This is a genomic window from Cellulosilyticum sp. ST5 (assembly GCF_046529625.1).
GTDB classification, from domain to species: Bacteria; Bacillota; Clostridia; order Lachnospirales; family Cellulosilyticaceae; genus Cellulosilyticum; species Cellulosilyticum lentocellum.
The window spans coordinates 4,774,832-4,798,755 of record NZ_CP132338.1; the positions used below are offsets into that span (position 1 = coordinate 4,774,832).

General features: G+C 34.9%; 12 protein-coding genes. 10 read left to right on the forward strand and 2 right to left on the reverse strand.

What is annotated here, in order from left to right; genetic code table 11:
• Nucleotides 1-10 precede the first annotated feature (10 nt).
• From QTL86_RS22775 to QTL86_RS22790, 4 genes are all read left to right on the forward strand, one after another.
• The gene (locus tag QTL86_RS22775) at nucleotides 11-15,253 is read left to right on the forward strand and encodes an RHS repeat-associated core domain-containing protein (protein ID WP_410496120.1); all 15,243 of its coding nucleotides are present in this window, start codon (nucleotides 11-13) and stop codon (nucleotides 15,251-15,253) included.
• Between the two features lie 14 nt (nucleotides 15,254-15,267).
• Nucleotides 15,268-15,561 (forward strand): hypothetical protein, encoded by a 294-nt coding sequence (locus QTL86_RS22780; protein WP_127067728.1) that lies wholly within the window; start codon nucleotides 15,268-15,270, stop codon nucleotides 15,559-15,561.
• Between the two features lie 150 nt (nucleotides 15,562-15,711).
• Nucleotides 15,712-15,885, forward strand: a complete 174-nt coding sequence (locus tag QTL86_RS22785; RefSeq protein ID WP_410496121.1) for a hypothetical protein — start codon at nucleotides 15,712-15,714, stop codon at nucleotides 15,883-15,885.
• 2 nt (nucleotides 15,886-15,887) lie between these two features.
• Nucleotides 15,888-16,025, forward strand: coding sequence for a polymorphic toxin-type HINT domain-containing protein (locus tag QTL86_RS22790; protein ID WP_127067727.1), 138 nt, complete (start codon nucleotides 15,888-15,890; stop codon nucleotides 16,023-16,025).
• A gap of 136 nt (nucleotides 16,026-16,161) precedes the next feature.
• Here QTL86_RS22790 and QTL86_RS22795 read toward each other — a convergent pair whose 3' ends face one another.
• Nucleotides 16,162-16,389 (reverse strand): integrase core domain-containing protein, encoded by a 228-nt coding sequence (locus tag QTL86_RS22795; RefSeq protein ID WP_410497327.1) that lies wholly within the window; start codon nucleotides 16,387-16,389, stop codon nucleotides 16,162-16,164.
• 45 nt (nucleotides 16,390-16,434) lie between these two features.
• Here QTL86_RS22795 and QTL86_RS22800 point away from each other — a divergent pair, with 45 nt between their 5' ends.
• Genes QTL86_RS22800 through QTL86_RS22810 form a run of 3 tightly spaced genes read left to right on the forward strand, consistent with a single transcriptional unit; the run spans nucleotide 16,435 to nucleotide 20,300 of the window.
• A complete protein-coding gene (locus QTL86_RS22800; RefSeq protein ID WP_410496122.1) occupies nucleotides 16,435-19,290 on the forward strand; it encodes a polymorphic toxin-type HINT domain-containing protein in 2,856 nt (951 codons plus the stop codon).
• Between the two features lie 20 nt (nucleotides 19,291-19,310).
• On the forward strand, nucleotides 19,311-19,877 hold the full coding sequence (locus QTL86_RS22805) for an imm11 family protein (RefSeq protein ID WP_127067724.1): 567 nt from the start codon (nucleotides 19,311-19,313) through the stop codon (nucleotides 19,875-19,877).
• Between the two features lie 30 nt (nucleotides 19,878-19,907).
• Nucleotides 19,908-20,300: a hypothetical protein gene (locus QTL86_RS22810; protein WP_207669751.1), complete on the forward strand. Its 393-nt coding sequence runs from the start codon at nucleotides 19,908-19,910 to the stop codon at nucleotides 20,298-20,300.
• 200 nt (nucleotides 20,301-20,500) lie between these two features.
• Here the strand turns inward: QTL86_RS22810 and QTL86_RS22815 are convergent, their stop codons facing one another.
• Nucleotides 20,501-20,629: a hypothetical protein gene (locus tag QTL86_RS22815; protein WP_256372383.1), complete on the reverse strand. Its 129-nt coding sequence runs from the start codon at nucleotides 20,627-20,629 to the stop codon at nucleotides 20,501-20,503.
• Between the two features lie 879 nt (nucleotides 20,630-21,508).
• On the opposite strand from QTL86_RS22815, the gene QTL86_RS22820 reads away from it, so the two are divergent.
• The 3 genes from QTL86_RS22820 to hpt all read left to right on the forward strand — a co-directional run bounded on the left by QTL86_RS22820 (nucleotide 21,509) and on the right by hpt (nucleotide 23,902).
• The gene (locus tag QTL86_RS22820) at nucleotides 21,509-21,859 is read left to right on the forward strand and encodes a hypothetical protein (protein ID WP_127067722.1); all 351 of its coding nucleotides are present in this window, start codon (nucleotides 21,509-21,511) and stop codon (nucleotides 21,857-21,859) included.
• Between the two features lie 146 nt (nucleotides 21,860-22,005).
• On the forward strand, nucleotides 22,006-23,379 hold the full coding sequence (tilS, locus tag QTL86_RS22825; RefSeq protein ID WP_190283418.1) for a tRNA lysidine(34) synthetase TilS: 1,374 nt from the start codon (nucleotides 22,006-22,008) through the stop codon (nucleotides 23,377-23,379).
• A 4-nt stretch (nucleotides 23,380-23,383) separates the two neighbouring features.
• A complete protein-coding gene (gene hpt, locus QTL86_RS22830; protein WP_127067720.1) occupies nucleotides 23,384-23,902 on the forward strand; it encodes a hypoxanthine phosphoribosyltransferase in 519 nt (172 codons plus the stop codon).
• Nucleotides 23,903-23,924 lie beyond the last annotated feature (22 nt).

The window sequence follows — 23,924 nt, forward strand, 5'->3', positions numbered from 1 at the left end:
GGAGGGGAATATGAGGAGTAGAAAGAAATATTTATGCTTTTTATTAGTGGGGGCTATATTAATTGAGACAATATATGGGGAAGAACTTAGAGGTGCATTAGGTGATGTGATTAATGCAGTGGTCAATACGAGCATGAAAATAAGTAATAATGTAGACCCAAAGACCACATCATCAATGCTAGAAGTTATAGCAGATAATAGTATGGAAGTAACTACATCAAGTATGCTTAATGTGACAGCACTGTATAACCAAATAGAAGATGGTTATAGTATAGATGATGTAATAACATTAGAGGAAGATATGATAATTGATGGCAACACATATCTATATGGGCAAGTAGATTTAAATGGATATAAAATGACCATTAATGGAAATCTATACTGCCAAGAGGACTCTATTCTTGAAATGAACGGGGGACAGCTCTATGTAAAGCAAAATATAGAAATACAAGATAGTACACTAATTATGAACAATGCGAATGATGAGATCCATATAGAGGGAGACTTTAAGTCTAATGTAGCTCGGAGGATTAATCCTGTTAGTCAAATGGAAACTAGTGTAGCTAGTTATGGAATGCAATCGCTAGAATTAACTGATGGATGTATTTATATTAAGGGAAATTTAAGTTCGAATTCAGCTCAAGGTTACTATTCGGAAGGTAATCATAGAACTATATTCAATGGGATAGGTAATCAGTACATAGATATTGAAGGGCTGGAGTTGTTTAACAATGATTCTAGCATTAATAGTATTGAAATAGTAGAGGAAAGTAGCATTATTGTAAAGAATTATATTAATTTAGAGCAAAAACCTAATGACGAAACACTTAGTAAAATCTCTCCAGTAGAAAAGGTGTTAATTCAAGGGATGCCACTTGTAAATGAGATAGAAGGCGATGTAGTACTAAATAACTATAGTAATCTAAATGGTGATATTACAATTAAAGGGAATTTGTATATTAATGGTTATATAGAGTTAAATGGGTATAAACTGGTTGTAAAGGGTAGTTTGTATTGTGATAATTACGCTACACTAAGGATATTGGGGGGAAGTGTACAAGTACAAGAAGACGTTTATTGTGAGAATTCATCTCAGATTAATTTAGGTGGAGGAAGACTAGAGGTACTAAGAAATATGATTATCAGCAATTCCATCTTAAGTATGAGTGATGATGCAGATGAAGTTGTTATCAAAGGAAATTTAACATCTACCATATCTGGGTATTATTATCCATTACTTACAAATGGAAAGTTATACATAGGTGGGGATCTAACAGCTAATACACCTAAAGCATATTATTCTGGGTATAAGCATATTACCATTTTTAATGGAGAACGAGAACAATATGTTGATATAAAAGGCAATCAAGTGTTAGGAGCAAGTTATTCAATTAATGAGCTTGCTATTGAGGAAGGAACAACATTAATATTAAAAGACTATATAAATTTAGACAATAATTTTGATGATGAAATGTTGAAAAGGATAGAGCAGCCACAATTTCTACTTATAAACGGAGTACCTATTAGTGGAAAAATAGAACAAGATGCGACGGTGACTACATCGTTGTACCTATATCAAGATTTAGCTATTAATGGAAATCTATATATACAAGCTAATGTTGACCTAAATGGACATAAGCTTGAAGTTAGTGGAAGTGTTTATATTATTAATAATAATACAATAGTAGTTGATGGAGGTAAGTTTTCTGTAGAAGAAAACTTAAAAATGAGTAGTAATAGTCTAATTATGAACAGTGAGGCTGATGAAGTCATTATCAAGAAAGATCTTTTGGTTACAGGATATTATAATTATTCTTCATCACCATTAACTAAAGGTAAACTCTATATAGGTGGGAATCTAACTTCTGATGCTTATATACCATATTGCTCTCAAGGACAACATATTACTATTTTTAACGGTATAGGGGAGCAATGCATTGATATAAAAGGATATGCAAAATTTAATAATAATTATCGAATTAATCAGATAGCCGTTGGAGAAGAGTCAACATTAGTATTAAAAGATTATATGAATCTAGGTAACGAGCCTAATGACCAATTATTAAAACGAATCAGTCCATTAGAATTTTTATTGGTAAATGGTATTCCTAACACTGGATTAGTAGATGAAGATTTAACCATTAGAACACCGCTTGTTTTACATAAGGATATGGTAGTAGATAAGGATTTATATATTAAGTCTAACTTAGATTTGAATGGACATACACTTACAGTTTTGGGAAATGTGTATCATACATCTGGGACCTTGAAAATAAATAAAGGAAATCTAATAGTAGGTAAAGACTTTAAAACAAATGGTTTAATCTACATGAAAAATGTTGAAGATTCAATAGAAGTGCAGGGAAATTATATAGTTAATACTGGGGGGTATTCTATAAGCAGTGACTATCAATTTACCGCTGGAATGGTAAAAATCAAAGGAAATCTAAAGACGGGTAATAACTATGGATATAAGGCTACAGGGGAGCACAGGACGATTTTCTATGGAGAGGGCATACATATAATCGATCTCTATTATCGTTATTATCAAGGGATTGGAAAACTAGGGACCATGGATAATGCCATAATAAAGCTTGAAAGAGGAACTACTATAGGTGAGATCATAAATGTAGAAGTATTAGAAGGGATGCAAAACCTTTCTTATCTGTATTTAACCAGTATTCATATTACAGAGCCTGTAGATAAATCCTGTACTATAAATCTACCTAATTCTACAGTTAAACTTACCCATGATTTAGTGATAAAGAAGGATTTAACATTGACAGGAACATTAGACTTAAATGGTTATAATTTAATAGTAGAAGGAGATTTTTACCATAAGGGATATCTTAATATTAATAAAGGAAAGTTAACAGTACATGGTAATTTACAAACAAGTAATAGCGCAACTTTTTATATGCAAAATGATGAAGATATCATAGAGATTAAAGGAAACTATTTAGCAGGAAGTGGTCAGTATAACAGTGTAATGACAAAAGGAAAAGTATATATAGGAGGCAATCTAGAAGTATTAGTCAGTTATGGGTATAAGGCTGCAGGTACCCATGAAACTATATTTAATGGAAGTAGTGAGCAAAGTATAAGATTTTACTACCCATATGTACCTTATAATAACATTGGAACATTAGTGATTACTGATGATAGTAGTGTCACATTAATAAATGAGATATATGTAGATGCACTAAAAGACAAGACAACGCTTAAAAGAATTAAGAATAGAACTAACTTAAAAGTAGCAGGTGCAACAATATTTGAAGAAGAATATGTGGAAGATTACACTATTACTAATAGTATAAAGGTAGGATCAGATGTAATTTTCAAGAAAGACCTTTATATTAAAAATGATGTTGACTTAAATGGACAGCAGTTAATAGTTGAGGGGGATCTGTATATACAATCAGGAAGCTTAACGATTAGCAATGGTAAGCTTGAAGTTAGAGGGAACTGTGAAATTACCGGTACAGGTAGGTTTAATATGCTAAATGAGCAGGATGAGGTAAGGGTACTAGGTGATTTTAATACACAGAGTACTAATACGACGGCGTCCACCCTAACGAGTGGAAAGTTTTATTTAGCAGGTAATCTAATTAGCAATACAAGAACTGGTTTTTTTGCTAGCCAGACGCATACTTTAATTATGAATGGAAATAAGCAACAAGTCATTATGTTTGCATCTACAGCTAGTGATGGTAATGCAATAGCTTCTATATCTATACCAGATAATACAACTGTAAGATTGGTTAATCCTGTAGTATTCCAAAAACCAATAGCCAAAGCAGATTTAGATAAAATTACCCCCGTGCAAAATATTATTTCTGAGGGGAATGTAGGTAATCTAGAGGGAGTATGGGAAGGTGATTTAACCTTAGCCAATAACCAACTTACCTCAGATTTAATCGTAACCCAGAATCTCTATATAAAAGGGGATGTGGACCTTAGAGGCTATCAGCTTACAGTTAAAGGGCATATTTACCATGAAGCAGGAACATTAACTTTAAATGGGGGGCAAATTAAAGCAGAGAAGAATTATTATTTTGCTGTGGTAAATGGAGAGAATTATACTGATAGTACAGGAAAAATTGTTGCCAACCAAGAAAGTGAACAGATAGAGATTATTGGTGATCTAGTTTGGACATACAATATGACACATGTCATTATGTCATCAGGTAAGTTGATTTTGCATAGTAATGTTATATGTAAATATAGCAATTATTCAAGTAATAGTCTTGGGAAATTTACTAATGAGGCATATATAGTTCTAGCTGGAAATACTTATCAAGAAATAAATCTTTACTATAGAACTGAATTACCAAATTTAGAAGTCACTGCAGCTGCTGAGAAAAACATAAAATTTTATACTGAGATAATAGTTACCAATCGATTTGTGCATCATAATGTTAACTACACAGGGAATGTTTATTTTAAAGATGAGGCAGCTTATCAAATATTATCGGACCCTACTTGGGATAAAGAAGTACCTTTATATGGACATACCTTTAAACAAGATATTAAGACCGATAAGGTTGTTAGAATGGTTTCAGATACTTATATAGATGGGGTAACAGTAGAGTTCGATAATATCGTTAAGGGAGATTATATATATATTAGAAACCAAGGAAATGCTATTTTTAGAAATTTAGTTGAAAATTATCGAATAACTATAGATAAAGAGAGCCTAGTTGAACTATATGGATGTGCTAAGATTAATAGTATTACAGGAGAAGGGAAGGTAGTAATAGGCAATGATGTAGAACTAGGGTCATATAGTATTGGCCAGTTAGTCATTGAGAAAGGTAATTTAACTTGCCTAGAGCAAAATAACAATAGCTATGTCAAGGAGCTGCAAGTTAATAGTGCCACGAAGATAGCTGGCTTATTATATATAGATAGCTTAAAGCTAAGCGAAAATATACACATTACTAATCCAGAAAATATAGTATTTAGAGTACTTGATGAGTATAATAAACACCCTAATAAGGGATATAGTCTTGGGAATGTTATTTTAGCTTCGAATTACAATTTTACTGGAGATGTACGTATCAAAGGAAATTTATCGCTCTCTAATAATGCAAAAGTTAATGTAGCAGGTGATTTGTTAGTAGAGTATGGCTCTATTACAGTCTATAGTGGAAATTTATATATAGCTGAAAATTTAAATACAAAGAATAGCGGAGTAGATATACGAACTGGAACAGTAGAAGTAGGAAAAGATTGTGAGCTAGCTTGGCTATCTTTTTCTAGTGCAGCAAATCAGCTTATTTGCCATGGCAATTTGAAGTTACTTCCAATAAATGATATATATATTGGATATGGACAAATTATAATAGAAGGGGACTTGGTGCAACAAGGAGATAAGAGCATTCAGATTGGTGCATCTATACTTTTTAAAGGGAATAAAAAGCAACAAGTTATTCTGAATGATAATAGAAATTACTTCACTCAGGTTACAAACCAAAATACAAGTTCAGAAGGAGTAATATTTAATAGTTTTAATTGTATTAAGGAATTAAAGGATGAGTATGGTACCATCCATTTTGAACAACCAGGAAAAAGATTATGGCTAACTAATAGTACTTTAGCAGAGGATTTAGTGATAGAGGGAGATGTGTATCTTGTTGGCACAAACCTTGATTTAAATGGTCATACGGTAATTATTAAGGGGAATTTAACACAAATTTATGGGAATCTTAATATAGGTAGTGGCACATTAAAGGTTGATGGAGATTACAAATATATTCATCATAGTAAGTGGGGGGATGAGGCATGGCAACTGCAAGCTTCATATAGTACGACCTATCTAAATATGGAAAATGCGGATGGTTACTTTTATATTAAAGGAAATATGGAGGTTAATAATAACAGAGCATACGTGTATTTGCGAAAAGGTAAGTTAGTTGTACTTAAAGACTGTAAATTTGCACCGTATCGTATAGATAGTGATATAAACCATAAATTATTACTCATTGGTGATAATAGGCAAACTATAGATACTAAAGGGGTTAGTTATAGCTATTACAATAAAGTAGGGACATTAGTTATTGACAAGGCAGTAGACAATTATACTTTTAATCCTACTAACTGTTATCAAAAGCTAGAAATTGTGGAACAGCAATCAGGTGATACACCACAAGGATTTCAAATTAGCTATCAGACAGGTAAGAAAGTAGTACTTAAATGGAATGAATTACAACCTATTAGAGAAGAAGAATCCTATCGTATTTATAGAAATGGTGAGTTATTAGAAGAAACTACAGAGCGAAATTATAACGACACCACTGTCCAATCAGGTGAGACCTACACTTATCAAGTGACAGCTGTAGTAGGGGATCAAGAAAGTGAAAAAACAGAGGGAGTAGAGGTAACACCTTCTGAACCTAAAATTCTAGAAAGTACAGTTGACCATGAGCCGGTAATAACTAATAATACTCACAAAATTACTGTTAAATATGATAATAACTACTATAGTTTCAAAGAGTTAAGGGTATATGATGTATTTAATGGGCAAGAAAACTCTCTCTTTTCTACTTCATCACCTAGCACAACAACACAAAAGCAGATTACTTTTGATAATACATGGTATTTATCAAGTACAGCAGTAGGAGAACATACCTTAAAGTTTGTATTTACGGATATAGATGGCAATAAGTTTATAGAAGAACGAAAAGTACAAGTGCAAAAAGGTGCTTATGCAGCAAGTGTTATAAAAAGTGAGGCTGGTATTCAAGTATCATGGAAAGTACCTAAGCCAGAAAGTGTATCGCATTGTAAGATAGAAGTATATGAGGCTAATAAGCGCATTAAGGAAGATGAGCTGCAGAAGAACTTTACAATTTTATATGATGATTTAGATACAAGTACTAACTATACCTATAAGATTTATACTTACTACACAGGTGGTAACCAAAGTGAACCGTTAATTACTAATTTCTATGCAAGCAGTATGTTACCTAGAGGTGGAAGTGTTATTGATGCAAGTACAGAATTCATTATTAATAGTAATGCAGGTGCGTCCTATTTTGATTTAGCTTATTATAATGTGGATCTAAAGCAGTGGCTCCCTATTAGTTATGCTTATGAAGTAAAAGAAGGAGATAAGGCATTTAGTAAGCATTATGCGTATCTTTTAAATGTACCGTTTGGATATGAAACATTAAAAATTCGCATGATTACAAAAGGAGACAATGGTGCTACCCTACAACAAGATTTTGTGTATACAGTAGAAAATAATACAGTAGATTTAATCAATCCAGAGATAACAAATATAACACCCGAAAAAAATACAACAGTAACGGGTAAGACTGACTTTAAAGTAGTTGCTACAGATAATCATAAGGTAGCTAGATTGCAGATGTCTTATTGGAATGAAAGGCAAAAGCAATGGACATTAATGGGAGAAAATACAAATAGTAATGAACTCCTTGTAAGTTATCAAATACCGATTGATGTAGGAAGTTTTAAGGTAAGATATCAGGTATGGGACAAAGCCGGCAATACAACAGATGCTATTTACATTTATGAAGTGGATCAGAGTTATTTTGCCATTACAGATATGCAGTTTGAAGGTAGTAAGGTGACATTAGAATGGACAACCTATGGAACCAATCACATAGGGCATTACTGTATGGCATATAAAAATTTAACAACAGAGGATTTTACCTATTCTGAGAAAATAGCAGGTTCACTAAATAAATACACTTTAAATGACCTAGTAATAGGTGATATCTATGAGGTGCAAATTCATAAATATGATTTGCAAGGAAAGATGATAACAAGTACAGAAAAAATAATGATTAAAGTTGGCAGTGACAATCTAGGTATTACAAGTTTTGGACCACACCAAGGATATTTTAGTGACAAAGTGCTAGTTAATATAGGTGCTAGAAGTACTCAAGGAATTAGTAAGATTACCTTAGAAGCGTCTTATGACCAAAAAGAGTGGCAAGTAGCAGCTATAAAAGAATATACCATACCAAGTAGGGCTAATTCGTATGCAATAGAAATAGATCTTTCAAGCTATAAAGAAGGCGAGTTATATTTTAGACCACTCATGGAAGACCAAAAAGGAAATATACTTGATAGCAAGAGTTTACCAATCATTTTAGTTAACGTAGACCGAACTGCTCCACCATCTGTTAAAGCATTTACAGCAGAGGCTAAGGGAAATAACGTTAACTTGTCATGGGAACTACCGGATGATGTAGCAGACATAGCTTATTGGCAAGTAGAAAGAAGGGCAGAAAATGAAAGTGAATACAAGCTCATTTATAAGGGGAATGGTCTTAGTAAAGAGGCTATTGATACAACTGTTCAAGCTAAGGCGAAATACACCTATCGTATTTTTAGCATAGACTGGGCAGGTAACGGTTCAAGTGCACAAACAGCCAAGGTAGAGGTTCTAGAAGATAGGCAAGTCCCAACTATAGAAACCTCTTGGAATGGTGTGGAAACACCCCTATATAGTGATGTGCTTCGTATTCACGCAATTGATGATTTTTATTTAGCTAATGTACTAATTGAAATTAAAACAGCTACTAGCCAGACTTATAAAGTATTTAAAGAACATCAACTAAAGGATGTCAATAGTGCCTGGATTGAAGCTGGCTTTTCAAAAGATGATTTTGAAGAAGGTAATAATACTATTCGTATTACTGCAACGGATCAAGCAGGTAATAAGAGTGAGGAGCATCTCTTTACAGTAAAGGTAGATAAAACACCACCTAAGGCGCCTAATATAGTGGCTCAAAGTACAGATAAGGGTATTGCGCTAGAGTTTAGTAGTGAAGAAGAGGGTGTACGTTACTATTTATTTAAAAAAGAAAAGGTAAACTTTAATTACTTAACTGAAACAACGGAGACCGCTTATTTAGATAAAGCAACCATTCCGCAGAAAAGCTATACTTATATGATTTATGCAGAAGACACTAATGGTAATAGAAGTGAGGAAGTACAGCTTGCAGTAAAGGATGAAAGAACTGATAATGAGGCACCATCCATCCACTTAGCTAACTTTACACAAGGTGTTATTGGAAGAAATTATATTCTAGATGCCTCTAAATCTATGGATAACTGCGGAATCAATGAAGTGATTTGGCTTATTGATGATGAGATTACTAGAAAGGGTGCCATTGTTAATTATAGTTTTAATACATTAGGTATACATAATGTAAAAGTAGTAGTGACAGACTATGCCGGCAATAAAGCGCAGCGAGAGATTGAAGTAGAGGTAGTAAGGGCGACCCAGTTAGGAGGCATAGAACTTAGTATAGTAGATAATAAAACAAAACAAGCCGTAACAGATGCGAGTGTTTATATTACTTCTAATTTAAGAGCTGAACAAGATAATTTATTTTATACCAATGCTAATGGCGTATTAACTACTAATTTACCAAGTGATACTTATGAAGTAAGTGTATTTTCTCCTACAGCAGGAGGAGGCAGTACTACATTAGAAGTGAAGAATGGTGAGGTACAGGTAGAAGAAATAACGCTTGAGAAGATAGATATTATTAAAGGACAAGTTAATGTTAAACCATTAAGTTTAGAAGAAATAGTAGAAGCAGGTATTGATATTAAAGATCCAGATAATCGTCAAGTGTATGAAGCAATCATTAATTTAGAATTTGAGCAAGTACGCATTTTTGTTAATCAAAAGCCACAAGTTCATTATCAAACACAAAATAATGGGTATTACTACTATGTAGGTAGTACTGAAGGCAGTGGAAAAAGTAACGATTTTAAGCAGGCGACACCACCTACACTTTACATTCTAAAAATACCGTTTGAAATCAGTATGTTAAAAGAGTTCTTTGAAATAGAACTAGAATTAATAAATACTAGCGACCAAGATATTTGCTTCCAAGATATTATGGCGACTATTGATCTTCCAAATGGTCTTAGTTTAGCACCGACTACAGAGGTTCAAACCATCAATCATGAGGTAGAAGAAATTAATGGTGGTCAGCAGACAACTACTAGCTGGCTAGTAAGAGGGGATAAAGAGGGTGAATATGAAGTAGGTATAGATGTCTCCGGTGTATACACCTTTGGTACAGATCCTAATAAAAAAATACCAGATAAAATGAGGTTTATTACAAAACCACCACTTAAGGTCTATGGTAATTCAGCTCTCTATATGTATGTAGAAGCACCGGAAATTGCCATGCCGGGAGAAGAGTACACCATTGACGTAGAATTAACTAACGTGTCAGACAAAGATATTAATGACCTCAAAATTAAGGCAAAGGAACCTTCTAGCTACAAGCAAGTAGGTGAAGAAATAGTAGTGGACTATGGAAGTGAAGGCTTTGACTTTACTACAGAAAATATGACGGTGGTTCCAACCTTAAAATTAGGCCAAGAGGTAAGTGTCAAGGTATTAGAACCAGGGCAATCCGTAAATATGACCTATACCACAAAGATTTTATTTCCTGAAAAGGATGAAGAGGGCTTCGATGTACAATATATGTTGAGAAATGCTTTTATTACAGGAATGAATGGGCGTGTAAACATCAAGACAGGTCTAATTAGTACCACCAAACAAAGTGGTAGTAGGCTAAGAGATGCTAGCTATTTAGAAGCTTATAATAGCGGTGGTATAGATGCAGTAACCGGTGCCCAAGCACTTGATCAGCCTATTATGAGTGTTAATAGTGCCATTCCATTATCACTAGGACTAGAATACAATACAGCACAAACCAAAGGAAATATACTTGGTAGAGGATGGAGCCATACCTTTGATTCTTATATTGAAAAGATATCAGATACACAAATTAGAGTCTTTTGGAGGCCGCAACAATTCACCTTGTATGAACGCAGGGAAGATGGCGTTTATGTAGCAGGAGATTGGCAGACGAATAAAGATAAGCTCTATGTAGAAGCAGATGACAGTTATCGACTAGAACGTTCTGATATGCAAGTGCACTATTATAATGCTAAAGGTAAGCTGACCAAGCTGGTGAATAAGATGGGACAAGCTTTAGTCTTAGCTTACAACGACCAGGATTTATTAGAAACTATTACAGAGCCTATTTCAGGAGAAAATATTCATTTGGCTTATGATAATCAGAAGCTAAGCAAAGTAACAGACGATCATGGTAGAAGTGTTAAGCTATCTTATAATCAATCAGGACTTTTAGAAAGCGTAACAGATATGCTAGGCCAGGCAACTACCTATCATTACAATAAGAAAAAACTTTTAGAAGAAGCCATTAATGCAGAAGGCAATAGCTTTGTCAAATTAGGCTATAATGCCAAAGGAAAGGTTATTTCTCAAACTTTTCCTAAAGGCTATACAGAAACCTACAGCTATGAGACCTACACAGAGGGAAATACCAGCTATATTACTATGGTTACCACAGATGATGTAGGTAACAAAACTTATAAAACAGTAGATATGGATGGGCAGTTATTAAAAGAAATAGATGAACTAGGCAATACCTATTACTTTACCTATGATAGCAATCATAGAAAAATAGGTGCTACTGACGGTGAAGGTAATACCACTAGATATCAGTATAATGACTATGGTGATGTGACAGAAATAAAAGATGCGATGGGCTATACTCAAACCTATACTTACGATGAACATCGCAATCTTTTAACTTATACGAATCAAAAGGGCAAAGTAACTACTTATACCTATGATGAATCTAATAATACACCTAAAACCGCCGTACTATCAACAGGTGCAACTACACGGTATGACTATAATGCACAAGGGTTATTAGAACAAACGACTAACTTTGATTACTATGAAGGCTTAGATGTAGTAAGTATTAATAGTTATGAGCAAGGTAGGTTAAAGTCTGTCTCTGATTTTAATCGCAATGAGACTACCACGACTTATGATACCTATGGCTTCCCAAGAACAGTAACAGATAGAGAAGGCAATACGACTACTTATATTTATGATGCAGCAGGTCAGCTAAAGAGCATGACAGATGCCAAAGGCTATACGACAACTTATACCTATGATAAAACAGGCTTATTAAAGACACAGACAGATGTGAAGGGCACCATTAGTTATGACTATGATACAGAAGGAAATATGGTGAAGCAAACCGACCCTAAAGGTAATGTGACAGAGTATGATTACACCATTAAAGGGCGACTGAAATGGACAAAATACGCTGATGGTAGCAAAGAGCAAATCACCTATAATGCAGCAGGGCAGATAGAAACGTCTACAGATCGTAACAATGCCGTAAGTAGCTATACCTATGACAACGCAGGCAATTTAGAAACAGAAACACACCCACAGTCAGGAACCACATCCTATACCTACGACAGTTTAAACCGCAAGAAAACAGAAACGAATGCTAAAGGTGCAAACATTACTTATGAGTATGATGAACTTGGTCAAGTGGTTAAAATCATAGCACCAGATCGCTATGTGACCACACAGACCTATGATGATTTAGGTAATCTCACCACGCTGATAAATGGCTGTATGGAAACCACAAGTGCAACTTATGATAAGTGGGGTACCAAGCTTACTAGTACAGATGCAAGGGGGTATGTAACCTCTTATAAGTTTGACAAAATGGGCAATCTTAAGGCCGTAACCAATCCTTTAGGGCAAACAACCAGTTACTCCTATGACAAGGAAAATCGTTTAAGAACGACTACTAATTCGTTAGGTTATACAACTTCCATGACCTATGATGCTCTGGGTAACATAGAAACCACTACTGATGGTGCAGGTAGAACAATGAAGACTTTTTATGATGCTAGAGGCAATGCCAAAGAGGTTTATGATGGCTATGGTCAGCTTATTAGCAAGATGACCTATGACGCAGCTTCTAACTTAGAAACTGTTACAGACGCATTAGGCAATACTACTACGAACCACTATGACAATATGAATCGCCTTCAAACCTCTATAGATGCTCTTAATCAAACCAAAGAAAGGCAATATGATAATAGAGGTAACTTAAAACAGGTAGTAGACCCAGCTACAGAAAACAGAACAGAGCCAGTTATTACATCAGCTACTTATAATCCAAAGGGACAAGTGAAGACCATCACAGACCCAGAAGGCAACACTCAAAGCTATGACTATGATGTAATAGGTAATTTGTTAACAGAAACCACACCATTTGGTGGTAAGTATTCTTATACTTATAACGATCTTAATTTACTTAAAACGAAGACCAATGCAAGGGGCCAAACAGCAACCTATGACTATGACGCCGCAGGTAGAATTAAGAGTTTAACAGACCAAGTAGATAGCACTAGCTACACTTATGACAAAAATGGCAATCTACTAACTGTAAGTTCGGCAAAAGCAGGCACTATTACTAGAACCTTTGACGAGCTAAACCGTGTCAAAACTTATACAGATGCAAATGGTAATACGATCCAATATAACTATGATGCTGCAGGCAATCTCAAGGAAATGACATATCCTAATGGGCAAAGTATTACCTATAACTATGATGGCTCAGGCTTGCTTGCAGATACTATAGACTTCAAAGGTGGGACCACTCACTATGACTACGATAATAATGGCAGAATCAAAACAATCACAAGACCAAACGGTACTACTAGAAGCACTACTTATGATGCTGCAGGTCAAGTGAAAACTATCATTGATACAAATGCCAAAGGAGAAATGGTCTGTAACTATAGCTTTGACTATGATGCGGGTGGTAAAATAAAAGAAGAAAAAGGCTTGAATGAAAACCTCACTATTACTAACGGTGAAACCATCATGACCTATGGCAAAGGCAATAGACTTCTTACCTACAACGGACAAGAAGTTAAATATGACGCTGATGGTAACATGACCTATGGGCCACTAGATGGTAAGATGGTAGACTTTAAGTACGATGCTAGAAATAGACTTATAGAGGCCGGCACAACAACTTACCAATATGATGCAGAAAATAACAGAATCGGTCAAATCACCAATGGTGAAAAAACAACCTATGTAGTAGACACCACAAGCAGTGCACTCTCCAGGGTATTAGTAGAGAAAAAAGGCAATACAGTTAGACAATACATCTACGCTACAGGCCTTATTATGCACGTAGAAGGTGGTGAATATGCGACTTACCACTACGACAACAGAGGAAGTACAGTAGCTATTACTAATGGACAAGGAACAGTAACAGATACCTTTACCTATGGTCCATATGGCGAACAATGCGGCAGAACAGGCAAGACTAGAACACCATTTCTCTACAACGGTAGATACGGTGTAGAAACAGACAACAACGGACTCTACTACATGAGAGCAAGGTATTATAATCCAGATATCAAACGTTTTATTAACCAAGATGTTATTCAAGGAAGTTTAGATAATGCCATAAGTCTAAATAGATTTGCTTATACTAATGGTAATCCTATCAGTTATATCGATCCATTTGGAACAGTGACTATGGAAGAAGGTATGGCATTAGAAAGACAAGCAAACTTGAGACCAAAGACTCAAGAAGAAGCTATGAGAATATGTCTTAATCAACAAATGGCAGATTTAAAGTTACAGCAAATACAAACTGAAAAAGCTAAAAGGCAGAAGGAGATTAAGAGACTTAATAGAGAACTAGAATGGAATCAGTTCTGGGGAGGTGTTGAGAGTTCTATTTGGGGTGGCCTTGCAGTTGGGACAGATTTTACTTGTTCAGTAGTACCTGTTATGAATTTTTCTTATAGAAGTGCACAAGGTGTAGGGAATATAACAAATCCTAATATGAATTGGGATATATGGTTGCAACAGTGGTCCGGAGCAGGAATAAGCACAGCTACATTTTTCTTGATGGGGCCAATGCTAGGAGTTACAGGGAGTACATCAGTTGGAGCAGTAGGTGGGACAATAAAAAATGTGTTTACACAAAGTCCATATATTACCATGGGGCAATTCTATACGGGAACGTTGGTAAACAGTGCTACTACAGTATCTCAGGTAGTGGGTAACACTACTAGAGTAGGCAGATGGATGTCGCAAGCAGAATATAAGAATATGGTAAAGACTGGAATGGTTCAAGAAAGTTATAGTGGAACAACACATGTTGCTAATCCTGCATCTATAGAAGCATTTGGAAAGCAGGCAAAGGTAGGGCAAATTTATGTAGAGTTTGATGTTCCTACATCTGCTCTAATACAAACAAATGAAGGATGGGCAAAAATACTAGGTCCTAATACGATAGAAGCCCGTCTAGCTGTGAACAAAGGCTTACCTATACCAGAAATACCACCTGCTACTAATATTCAAGTAGTTGGAGAAAAATAAAAAAGGGGGATACTATGCATAAGATATTAGAGAAATGGATAGAGAAAAATAGGTATAAATTAGAAGAAATAGGAATTACTACAGATGAAATAATTACGACAAGTGAAGAAGTAGAATTGCCCTGCATAAGGGTGGACCAGAGTACAGATAAATGTATTGGTAGAATTTGTGTGTGGAAAGATGGGACTATTGATTTAGAGGTTTTAGATATACAGACTGAGAGGAGATTAATGTTTGCACATTATGAAGAACAACACGAAGTAGAGTGTTTTATACAACCATATATTAAAGTAATATTGAAAAATTAAAAGATTTGTTAGGCTCAGCATACCAATTAAGTTTGGTACCTGCTGGGTTTTCTTTTTGCCTAAAATACATAACCATGAAAATGTGATACACTAAAGGTGGTTGAATATAAATGATAATATTATTAGTTAGAATAATTATAATATTTTGGTATGACAGAACTAATCAATGTTCTTCTAACTAAAAACAGTCCAGAAGTAGTTATTATGGATACACAAGTTAAAGCACTTAGTATGTCTCGTAATGAGCTGATAATCAAAGCGATTACGATTCTACTTAACTTTGAGCCTACATTTTACAAGAAGTTAGAGGTCTATAAACACTAGTTTTGACAGCAGAAGGACTTAAATCGATAGAAGATATCCAAGTAGGGGCCAATGTTTACGCTGAAAATCCAGAAACAGGAGAAAAAGGCCTGAAAGAAGTTCAAGCCACTTATATTCATGATAAAGTAGTCATTATCTGAGCTGGTCAAGCAAAATTGTAACACTATAGTTGAAATCTTCTCTAGCTCTTGGGGAATAACTCCCCAACCCCCTGTAGACTAGATTCTTAAAAAGCATTTTAGTTAAAATACTTTTTAAAAATCTAGTGTAAAAAAGCTAACTATAGCTTGTTCTTTTCGTAGCTGGAGCTTTACCCCCATTAAATGAATGAGGTCTTACATGATTATACCAGCAATAAATCTCCCCATAGATACCTTGATTTAAGCACTCATCATCTTTGAAGTGATGTTGTGAAACATATTCTGTTTTTAACGTGCTATAGAAACTCTCCATAGGTGCATTATCATAGCACGAGACCGCTATGTAACCACACAGACCTATGATGCTCTAGGAAACATAGAAACCACTACTGATGGTGCAGGTAGAACAATGAAGACTTTTTATGATGCTAGAGGCAATGCCAAAGAGGTTTATGATGGCTATGGTCAGCTTATTAGCAAAATGACCTATGACGCAGCTTCTAACTTAGAAACTGTTACAGATGCCTTAGGCAATACCACTACGAACCGCTATGACAATATGAATCGTCTTCAAACCTCTATAGATGCTCTTAATCAAACTAAAGAAAGGCAATATGATAATAGAGGTAACTTAAAACAGGTAGTAGACCCAGCTACAGAAAACAGAACAGAGCCAGTTATTACATTAGCTACTTATAATCCAAAGGGACAAGTGAAGACCACCACAGACCCAGAAGGCAACACTCAAAGCTATGACTATGATATAATAGGTAATTTGTTAACAGAAACCACACCATTTGGTGGTAAGTATTCTTATACTTATAACGATCTTAATTTACTTAAAACGAAGACCAATGCAAGGGGCCAAACAGCAACCTATGACTATGACGCCGCAGGTAGAATTAAGAGTTTAACAGACCAAGTAGATAGCACTAGCTACACTTATGACAAAAATGGCAATCTACTAACTGTAAGTTCGGCAAAAGCAGGTACTATCACTAGAACCTTTGACGAGCTAAACCGTGTCAAAACTTATACAGATGCAAATGGTAATACGATCCAATACAACTATGATGCTGCAGGCAATCTCAAGGAACTGACATATCCTAATGGGCAAACCATTACCTACAACTACGATGGCTCAGGTTTACTCACAGACACCATAGACTTTAATGGTGGTACAACTCACTATGACTATGATAATAACGGCAGAATCAAAACCATCACAAGACCAAACGGCACTACTAGAAACACTACTTACGATGCTGCAGGTCAAGTGAAAACCATCATTGACACAAATGCCAAAGGTGAAAACATCTGTAACTATAGCTTTGACTATGATGCCGGTGGTAAAATAAAAGAAGAAAAAGGCTTGAATGAAAACCTCACTATTACTAACGGTGAAACCATCATGACCTATGGCAAAGGCAATAGACTCCTTACCTACAACGGACAAGAAGTTAAATATGACGCTGATGGTAACATGACCTATGGGCCACTAGATGGCAAGATGGTAGAGTTTAAGTACGATGCTAGAAATAGACTTATAGAGGCCGGCACAACAACTTACCAATACGATGCAGAAAATAATCGCATCGGCAAGACGGAAAATGGTGAAACAACGACTTATGTAGTGGACACCACTAGTGGTGCTCTTTCTAAAGTCTTGGTAGAGAAAAAAGGTAGTACTGTCAGACAATACATCTACGCTACAGGTTTAATCATGCATGTAGAAGGTGGTGAATATGCGACTTACCACTACGACAACAGAGGAAGTACAGTAGCTATTACTAATGGACAAGGAACAGTAACAGATACCTTTACCTACGGTCCATACGGAGAACAATGCGGCAGAACAGGAAAGACAAGAACACCATTTCTCTACAACGGTAGATACGGTGTAGAAACAGACAACAACGGACTCTACTACATGAGAGCAAGGTACTACAATCCAGATATCAAACGCTTTATTAACCAAGATGTTATTCAAGGAAGTTTAGATAATGCCATAACCCTTAATCGATTTGCTTATGCAAATGGTAATCCTATATCTTTAATAGACCCATTTGGATTAGCAGCAATCCCGGACTTAAACTACAGACCTAAAGATGCACAAGATGCTGCAAGGTATACAGTAGAACTAGAAGCTTATAAGCAAGCTTGCTTGACTTCAATTAAAGCATTTGATCAAGGTGATATTACTTTCTTAGAAGAAAATGAATTCTTAGGAAGGGGAACAGAATTACAAAGATTAGGTGCATTAAGTATTTTAAAAACCAATCATCAGCTAACAGGAGAAGATATCATTGCGCTTGGATTCATGAGTCAAGAAGAGTATGATAGCAGAAGTTGGCATCAGAAACTATTTTCAGCAAGTCCTAGCGATATTGCAGCTTTAACTACAACGGCATATAACAGCTATCAACATGGAGCATATTTTGGTGATTGGGCAATGCAAGAGTATAGTAAGCAAGTTCAACAAGTATCTATGTTAACAGATATGTATATGTTCTCTGCAATAGGTAATTATATTGGACAAATGGACCCATGTTATAGTGTATGCTTTGTAGAAGGAACACTTGTTTCAACTGAAGACGGATTAAAAGCAATTGGAATAATACAAGTAGGTAACTATGTATGGTCACAAAATATCCAAACAGGAGAAATAGCATTAAAGCAAGTTGTTAATGTTTTTATTAATGAGACAGATGTATTAGTTAATATTTATGTTGATGATACAATAATTAGGGCAACTGAAACACATCCTTTCTGGGTAGAAGAAAAAGGTTGGGTTTCGGCTAAAGAATTAACATCAGGCGATAGGCTAAGGTTACAATCTGGAGAGATTATTCAACTAGATAAGATAGAAATTAATATTTTAGAAGAGCCGATAAAGGTATATAATTTTGAAGTAGAAGATTGGCATACATATTTTGTATCGTCTGAACGTATTTTAGTTCATAATAAATGTAAGCCGGATCAACTCCATCATTTTAGTACTAATAAAAGTAAAAAATACACGTATCAGTTTGAAGAGATAACAAATAAGTATGGATTAGATTTAGATGGTGATTGGAATAAAGCAATGATGCCACATCAAGGAAGACATCCTTATGCATATCACGAGTATGTACTTAAGAAAATGAAAGAGATTGATGTAATAGCACAAGGTGATGTAGAGATGTTTAAGGCGCTATATGAAGGAGTAAAACAAGAAATTAAAAACAATCCGGAGATGTTATATAAGGCATATTGGGTAAAATAAGAACAGTAAGGAGACAAGTGATGAAATACTATGAATTAATATATGATTATGAGCATGATAAGGGGTGGGTAGGCTGTAAAAGTGCGAAGAGTAGTAATGTTAATCAATACATAGTCTGTAAGGGAGAAAAAGTTGCTCAGTGGCCTGAAGAAGTAATGTTCGAATATAATTCTAAGGAAGAGAATATATTTACAGATTACTTGCATAATGCCAAAGGTTGGCTGATAGTATCTAAGCAGTTTCGGATACTAATAAGAACACTGATTGAAGAAGAAGTACAATATCTACCTGTAAAAATAAAAGATGTGGTGACACAGGAGGTTGTAACAGATTATCAAGTTGCTAATATTATTGATGTTTTAGAGGCATTAGACCTGGAGCATTCAGACTACTCCTATATTACAGCTAAGGATATTAAGCTACTCTCCGTTAAGAAATATGGTTTAAAGGCTGAGGTGATAAAAGGTCATCATATATTCAAATTAAAAGAATCTATTATGCCTATATTTGTATCAGAAGTATTTAAAAAAGAAATCGAGACAAATAAGTTATCTGGATTTTCTTTTTTAGAAGTTAAAGTTAACTAGAGAAAAAACAGTGAAATGGGGGAGAGAAGGATGGCGATGTATAAAGGGATAATGGAAGAAGTAACTTATTTCAAATTAAAGACAAGCGTAAAGGAATGGCTTAGTGCTTTAGAAAAAGAAGAATTACCAGATAGCATAAAAGCGCTTAATTTTGGATTATATGAGCCATATGGTATGGAAGTAATAGGAGCAAAAGAATATGACGAGGAGGATGATGACTGGGCTTGTGAAGAAGATTTTGTACCAGAGCAAAGAGCGTGTCCTTATTTTGAAATCGATGAAAGTATAGAGTGGGAGAAAGTACTTGAGATAGCTACTAGTATTTTACAAGAACTTGTTGAAGAATTAAATGATAATAAGTTATTGAAGGTAGAGCATATCACAACAGGTTTTTGTGATGGAGATTTGGTTGTTATCAAATAGATTTAAGGCATAGAAAAAATCCGTCTAATATAAAAATAACGGATTTTTTCTACATTATTTTATGAGTATGATGAACGTGACAAAGTGACTAAAATCATAGTGCTAGATTATTATATAACCCTCAGACTTATGATAACTTAGAGGATTTTAAAGAATTGACATATCCAAATGGACAAAACATTACCTACAACTACGACGGCTCAGAATTGCTTACAGACACCATAGACTTTAACGGCGGTATCACTCACTATGACAATAACGGCAGAATCAAAACCATCACAAGACCAAACGGCACCACGAGAACCACGACCTACGACAAAGCCAGTCAAGTGAAAACCATCATCTGTAGAACAGGTGGCACTTGCTAAGATGTCAGGGAAGATATTTAGTGCTAAAGCAGATCAAAAGTCTACAAACGCCAAGGCTCAACTTGATGGATATATAAAAGTATTAAAAAACAAGGATTATTTAAAAATCCTGTAGCAGGAACTACTCTCGATACAAAAGGAGTAAGAATTCCTTATAATGACAAAGTAAAATTTGATGAGATGAAGAATCCATTGATGATTAATGTAATTACAGGAGAAATTCAACAGTAATAACTAAAAAAACGCCCATCCTAGAAAAATCTAGAATGGGCGTTTTTGGACTCCAGCACTTGTTTTTGACTTCTACAACCATTACCTGTATTTACAAAAGGACACAAAGGTTGCTCCTCAGCGCCAATATGTCATCTGATGAGAATACAAGTAAAGTTATAAAAGCTTAAACAAGAGGAGGAGCTCCTAACAACTTAGCTGGTGCACCCTAAGCTAGGAAGCTAAGGTGTTAGGACTCTGGTTTAAAACTTTATTTGGTAATGCAAGGTATAAAAACATTTCAAACAACTTATAAGTGGCGCCTCCCTTGCAGCGCATCAGTGAACATTTTCCTTAAGTCCAGAGGTACCTATAACAATAGATTGAGACTTGGCTGACCCGGTCAGTTCCTCAGATTGAAGCTGTGGTGATTATGCCGTGGGAAGTTATTTGTTTTGTCTTTACACTCTATTATATGTGGTAAAAGTAATCATTCCCTAAAAAATTTTAAAATTAATTTAACCAAGAGCATTTTTCAAGAATAAAGGTGTAAAAGTCTTAAAAATCTGAATAATTTGCTGTGAACTTGGCTATTTTCTAAGATAAGAATAGCACTTAAGGAGATGAATAATGAAAAAGCAAATTACCATAGATGGACAGCAAAGTGATTGGTTTGAAAAAGCTGTTTTTGTTTTAAAAGAAAGTAAAACCACTCCGATTCCTAATAATTTATTTCAATATGCAGAGCATTTAGTTGAAAACCAGCTTAAGAAATCGCCTATTTCATTTAACCAAGCCTCTAAAAAAACAGAAATGCCCTATGATCCCTATCTAGAAAATCTAAAATTAGAAGCTGCTAGAAAGCATGAATTAGCATTGAAACGGCAAAAGAGAGCCAAGATGATTGATGCCTTTCTCTATCTATCCATTTCTTTTTGCTTCATATGTGTAATGTTTTTACTTTTTAAAATATATTCCTAGCTTTTAAACTATTGAAAAGTAAGCTGTTTTTGATTTATAGTAGAATAAATATGAGATAGCGTGAGTAAGATAGATAAGATTCATTGATTTGAATGTGAAAATTTATCAAAACCTAAAATATGGCTATACTATATAAGGAGCGTAGGATGGCAGAGCAAATTCATAGAAAGATAAAAAGGTTCATCGAGAAAAATCAGTTAATCGAACAAGGAAACGAGCTTATTTTAGGTGTATCAGGAGGCATGGACTCTATGATGCTCCTTCACTATTTCTACACTTATAAGGAAGCATATCAGGTAAGTTTAAAAGTGGCTCATGTCCATCATGGTATTAGAGAGAGTGCGGATTTAGATGCGGCCCTAGTAGAAGAAACTTGTAAGGCCTATTATATTCCTTTTTATAGACATAATTGCAATATTAAAGCGCTAGCAAAGCAAAAAAAATGCTCAGAGGAAGAGATTGGAAGAGAAGAAAGATACAATTTCTTTATATCTTTATTAAATCCGGGTGCTAAAATAGTAACAGCTCATAACATGAATGATCAAGCTGAAACGATGATGATGAGATTTTTTAGAGGAACAGATATTAAAGGACTAGGTGGTATTTTACCTAAAAGAGGGCAAATCATTAGGCCTTTATTAGATGTGACACGGAAGGAGATAGAATCCTACTGCAAGGTACATCAGGTACCTTTCAGACATGATGAAACCAATTTTATGCCCATTTATACCCGTAATAAGATTCGGTTAGAATGTACACCTTATATAGAAAGTGCGATTAATCCTTCTTTTATAAAAGTATTAGGTGAACATAGTCAGCTCTATAGAGAGGAAGAAGATTTTTTAGAAGGTTATACAAAAAGTTTATTTGAGTTAGTGGCCAGTCAGCAGGAAACAGCTATTGTGCTAGATGAGAAATTACTTAAAAGCTATCATCCGTATATGCAAAAAAGACTTTTTTTTATGGCAATAGAAAAGCTTACAGGCAGTTTAAAGGATTTTAGTTCTAAGCACTTAGAAAGCGCTTTAGCTTTAATGGAAGGACAAAGTGGAAAAGAAGTTCACTTGCCCAAGCAAGTTACTTTACGTAAAATCTATGATCAGCTTATTCTTACTAAGGAAAAGCTAAGTTCATTGTCTTACGCTATACCGCTAAGTCTAGGTACACAAGAGATTAAAGAAGCAGGCTTAGTCCTTAGCTTAAAACTTGTTTCTAAAGAGGCAATTCATCAAAAAAGTGAAAACTTATATACTAAATATATTGATTATGGTAGAATAAAAAATGGATTGCAAATTCGTACAAGACAGCCTGAAGATTACATTTCCTTAGGTGCTGGGACGAAAAAGCTAAAAAAACTTTTTATCGATGAAAAAATCTCTAAGGATGTAAGAGATAGCTTACCTCTTATTGCAGATGGAGATGAAATTATATGGGTTATAGGGAGCCGTTTAAATACGGACTATTATGTTACCCAAGAAACCACTAAAGTCTTAGAAATACAAATGATGAATGAGAGGTAAAGGCATGCTTAATTTAGAAACGCTCATATCAGAAGAAAGATTGCAAGCTCGCATCGCTGAGTTAGGAGCTGAAATCAGTCATGATTATGAGGGGAAAGAGATTATTGTTTTGTGTATCTTAAAAGGTGGGGTCATGTTTATGACTGACCTTGTTAAACATATTACAGTACCACTCAAAATGGAGTTTATGGTAGTATCTAGCTATGGTGATGAGTATAAAAGTAGTGGTATTGTAAAAATCGTTAAGGATTTAGATGAGCCAATTACGGATAAACATGTACTTATAGTAGAAGATATTATTGATTCAGGTAGAACGCTAGCTTATGTGAAAAAAATGTTAGGAGAAAGAAAGCCTGCAAGTATTAAGCTTTGTACCTTACTTAATAAAGAAGAAGAACGTGTAACAGACGTTGAAGTAGAGTATGAAGGCTTCAAGGTAGGCAATGAATTTGTGATTGGCTATGGTTTAGATTATAAGCAATATTATAGAAATCTACCTTATATTGCAGTAAATAAAGGGTAACCCCAAGAGTCAGAAAGGAGGA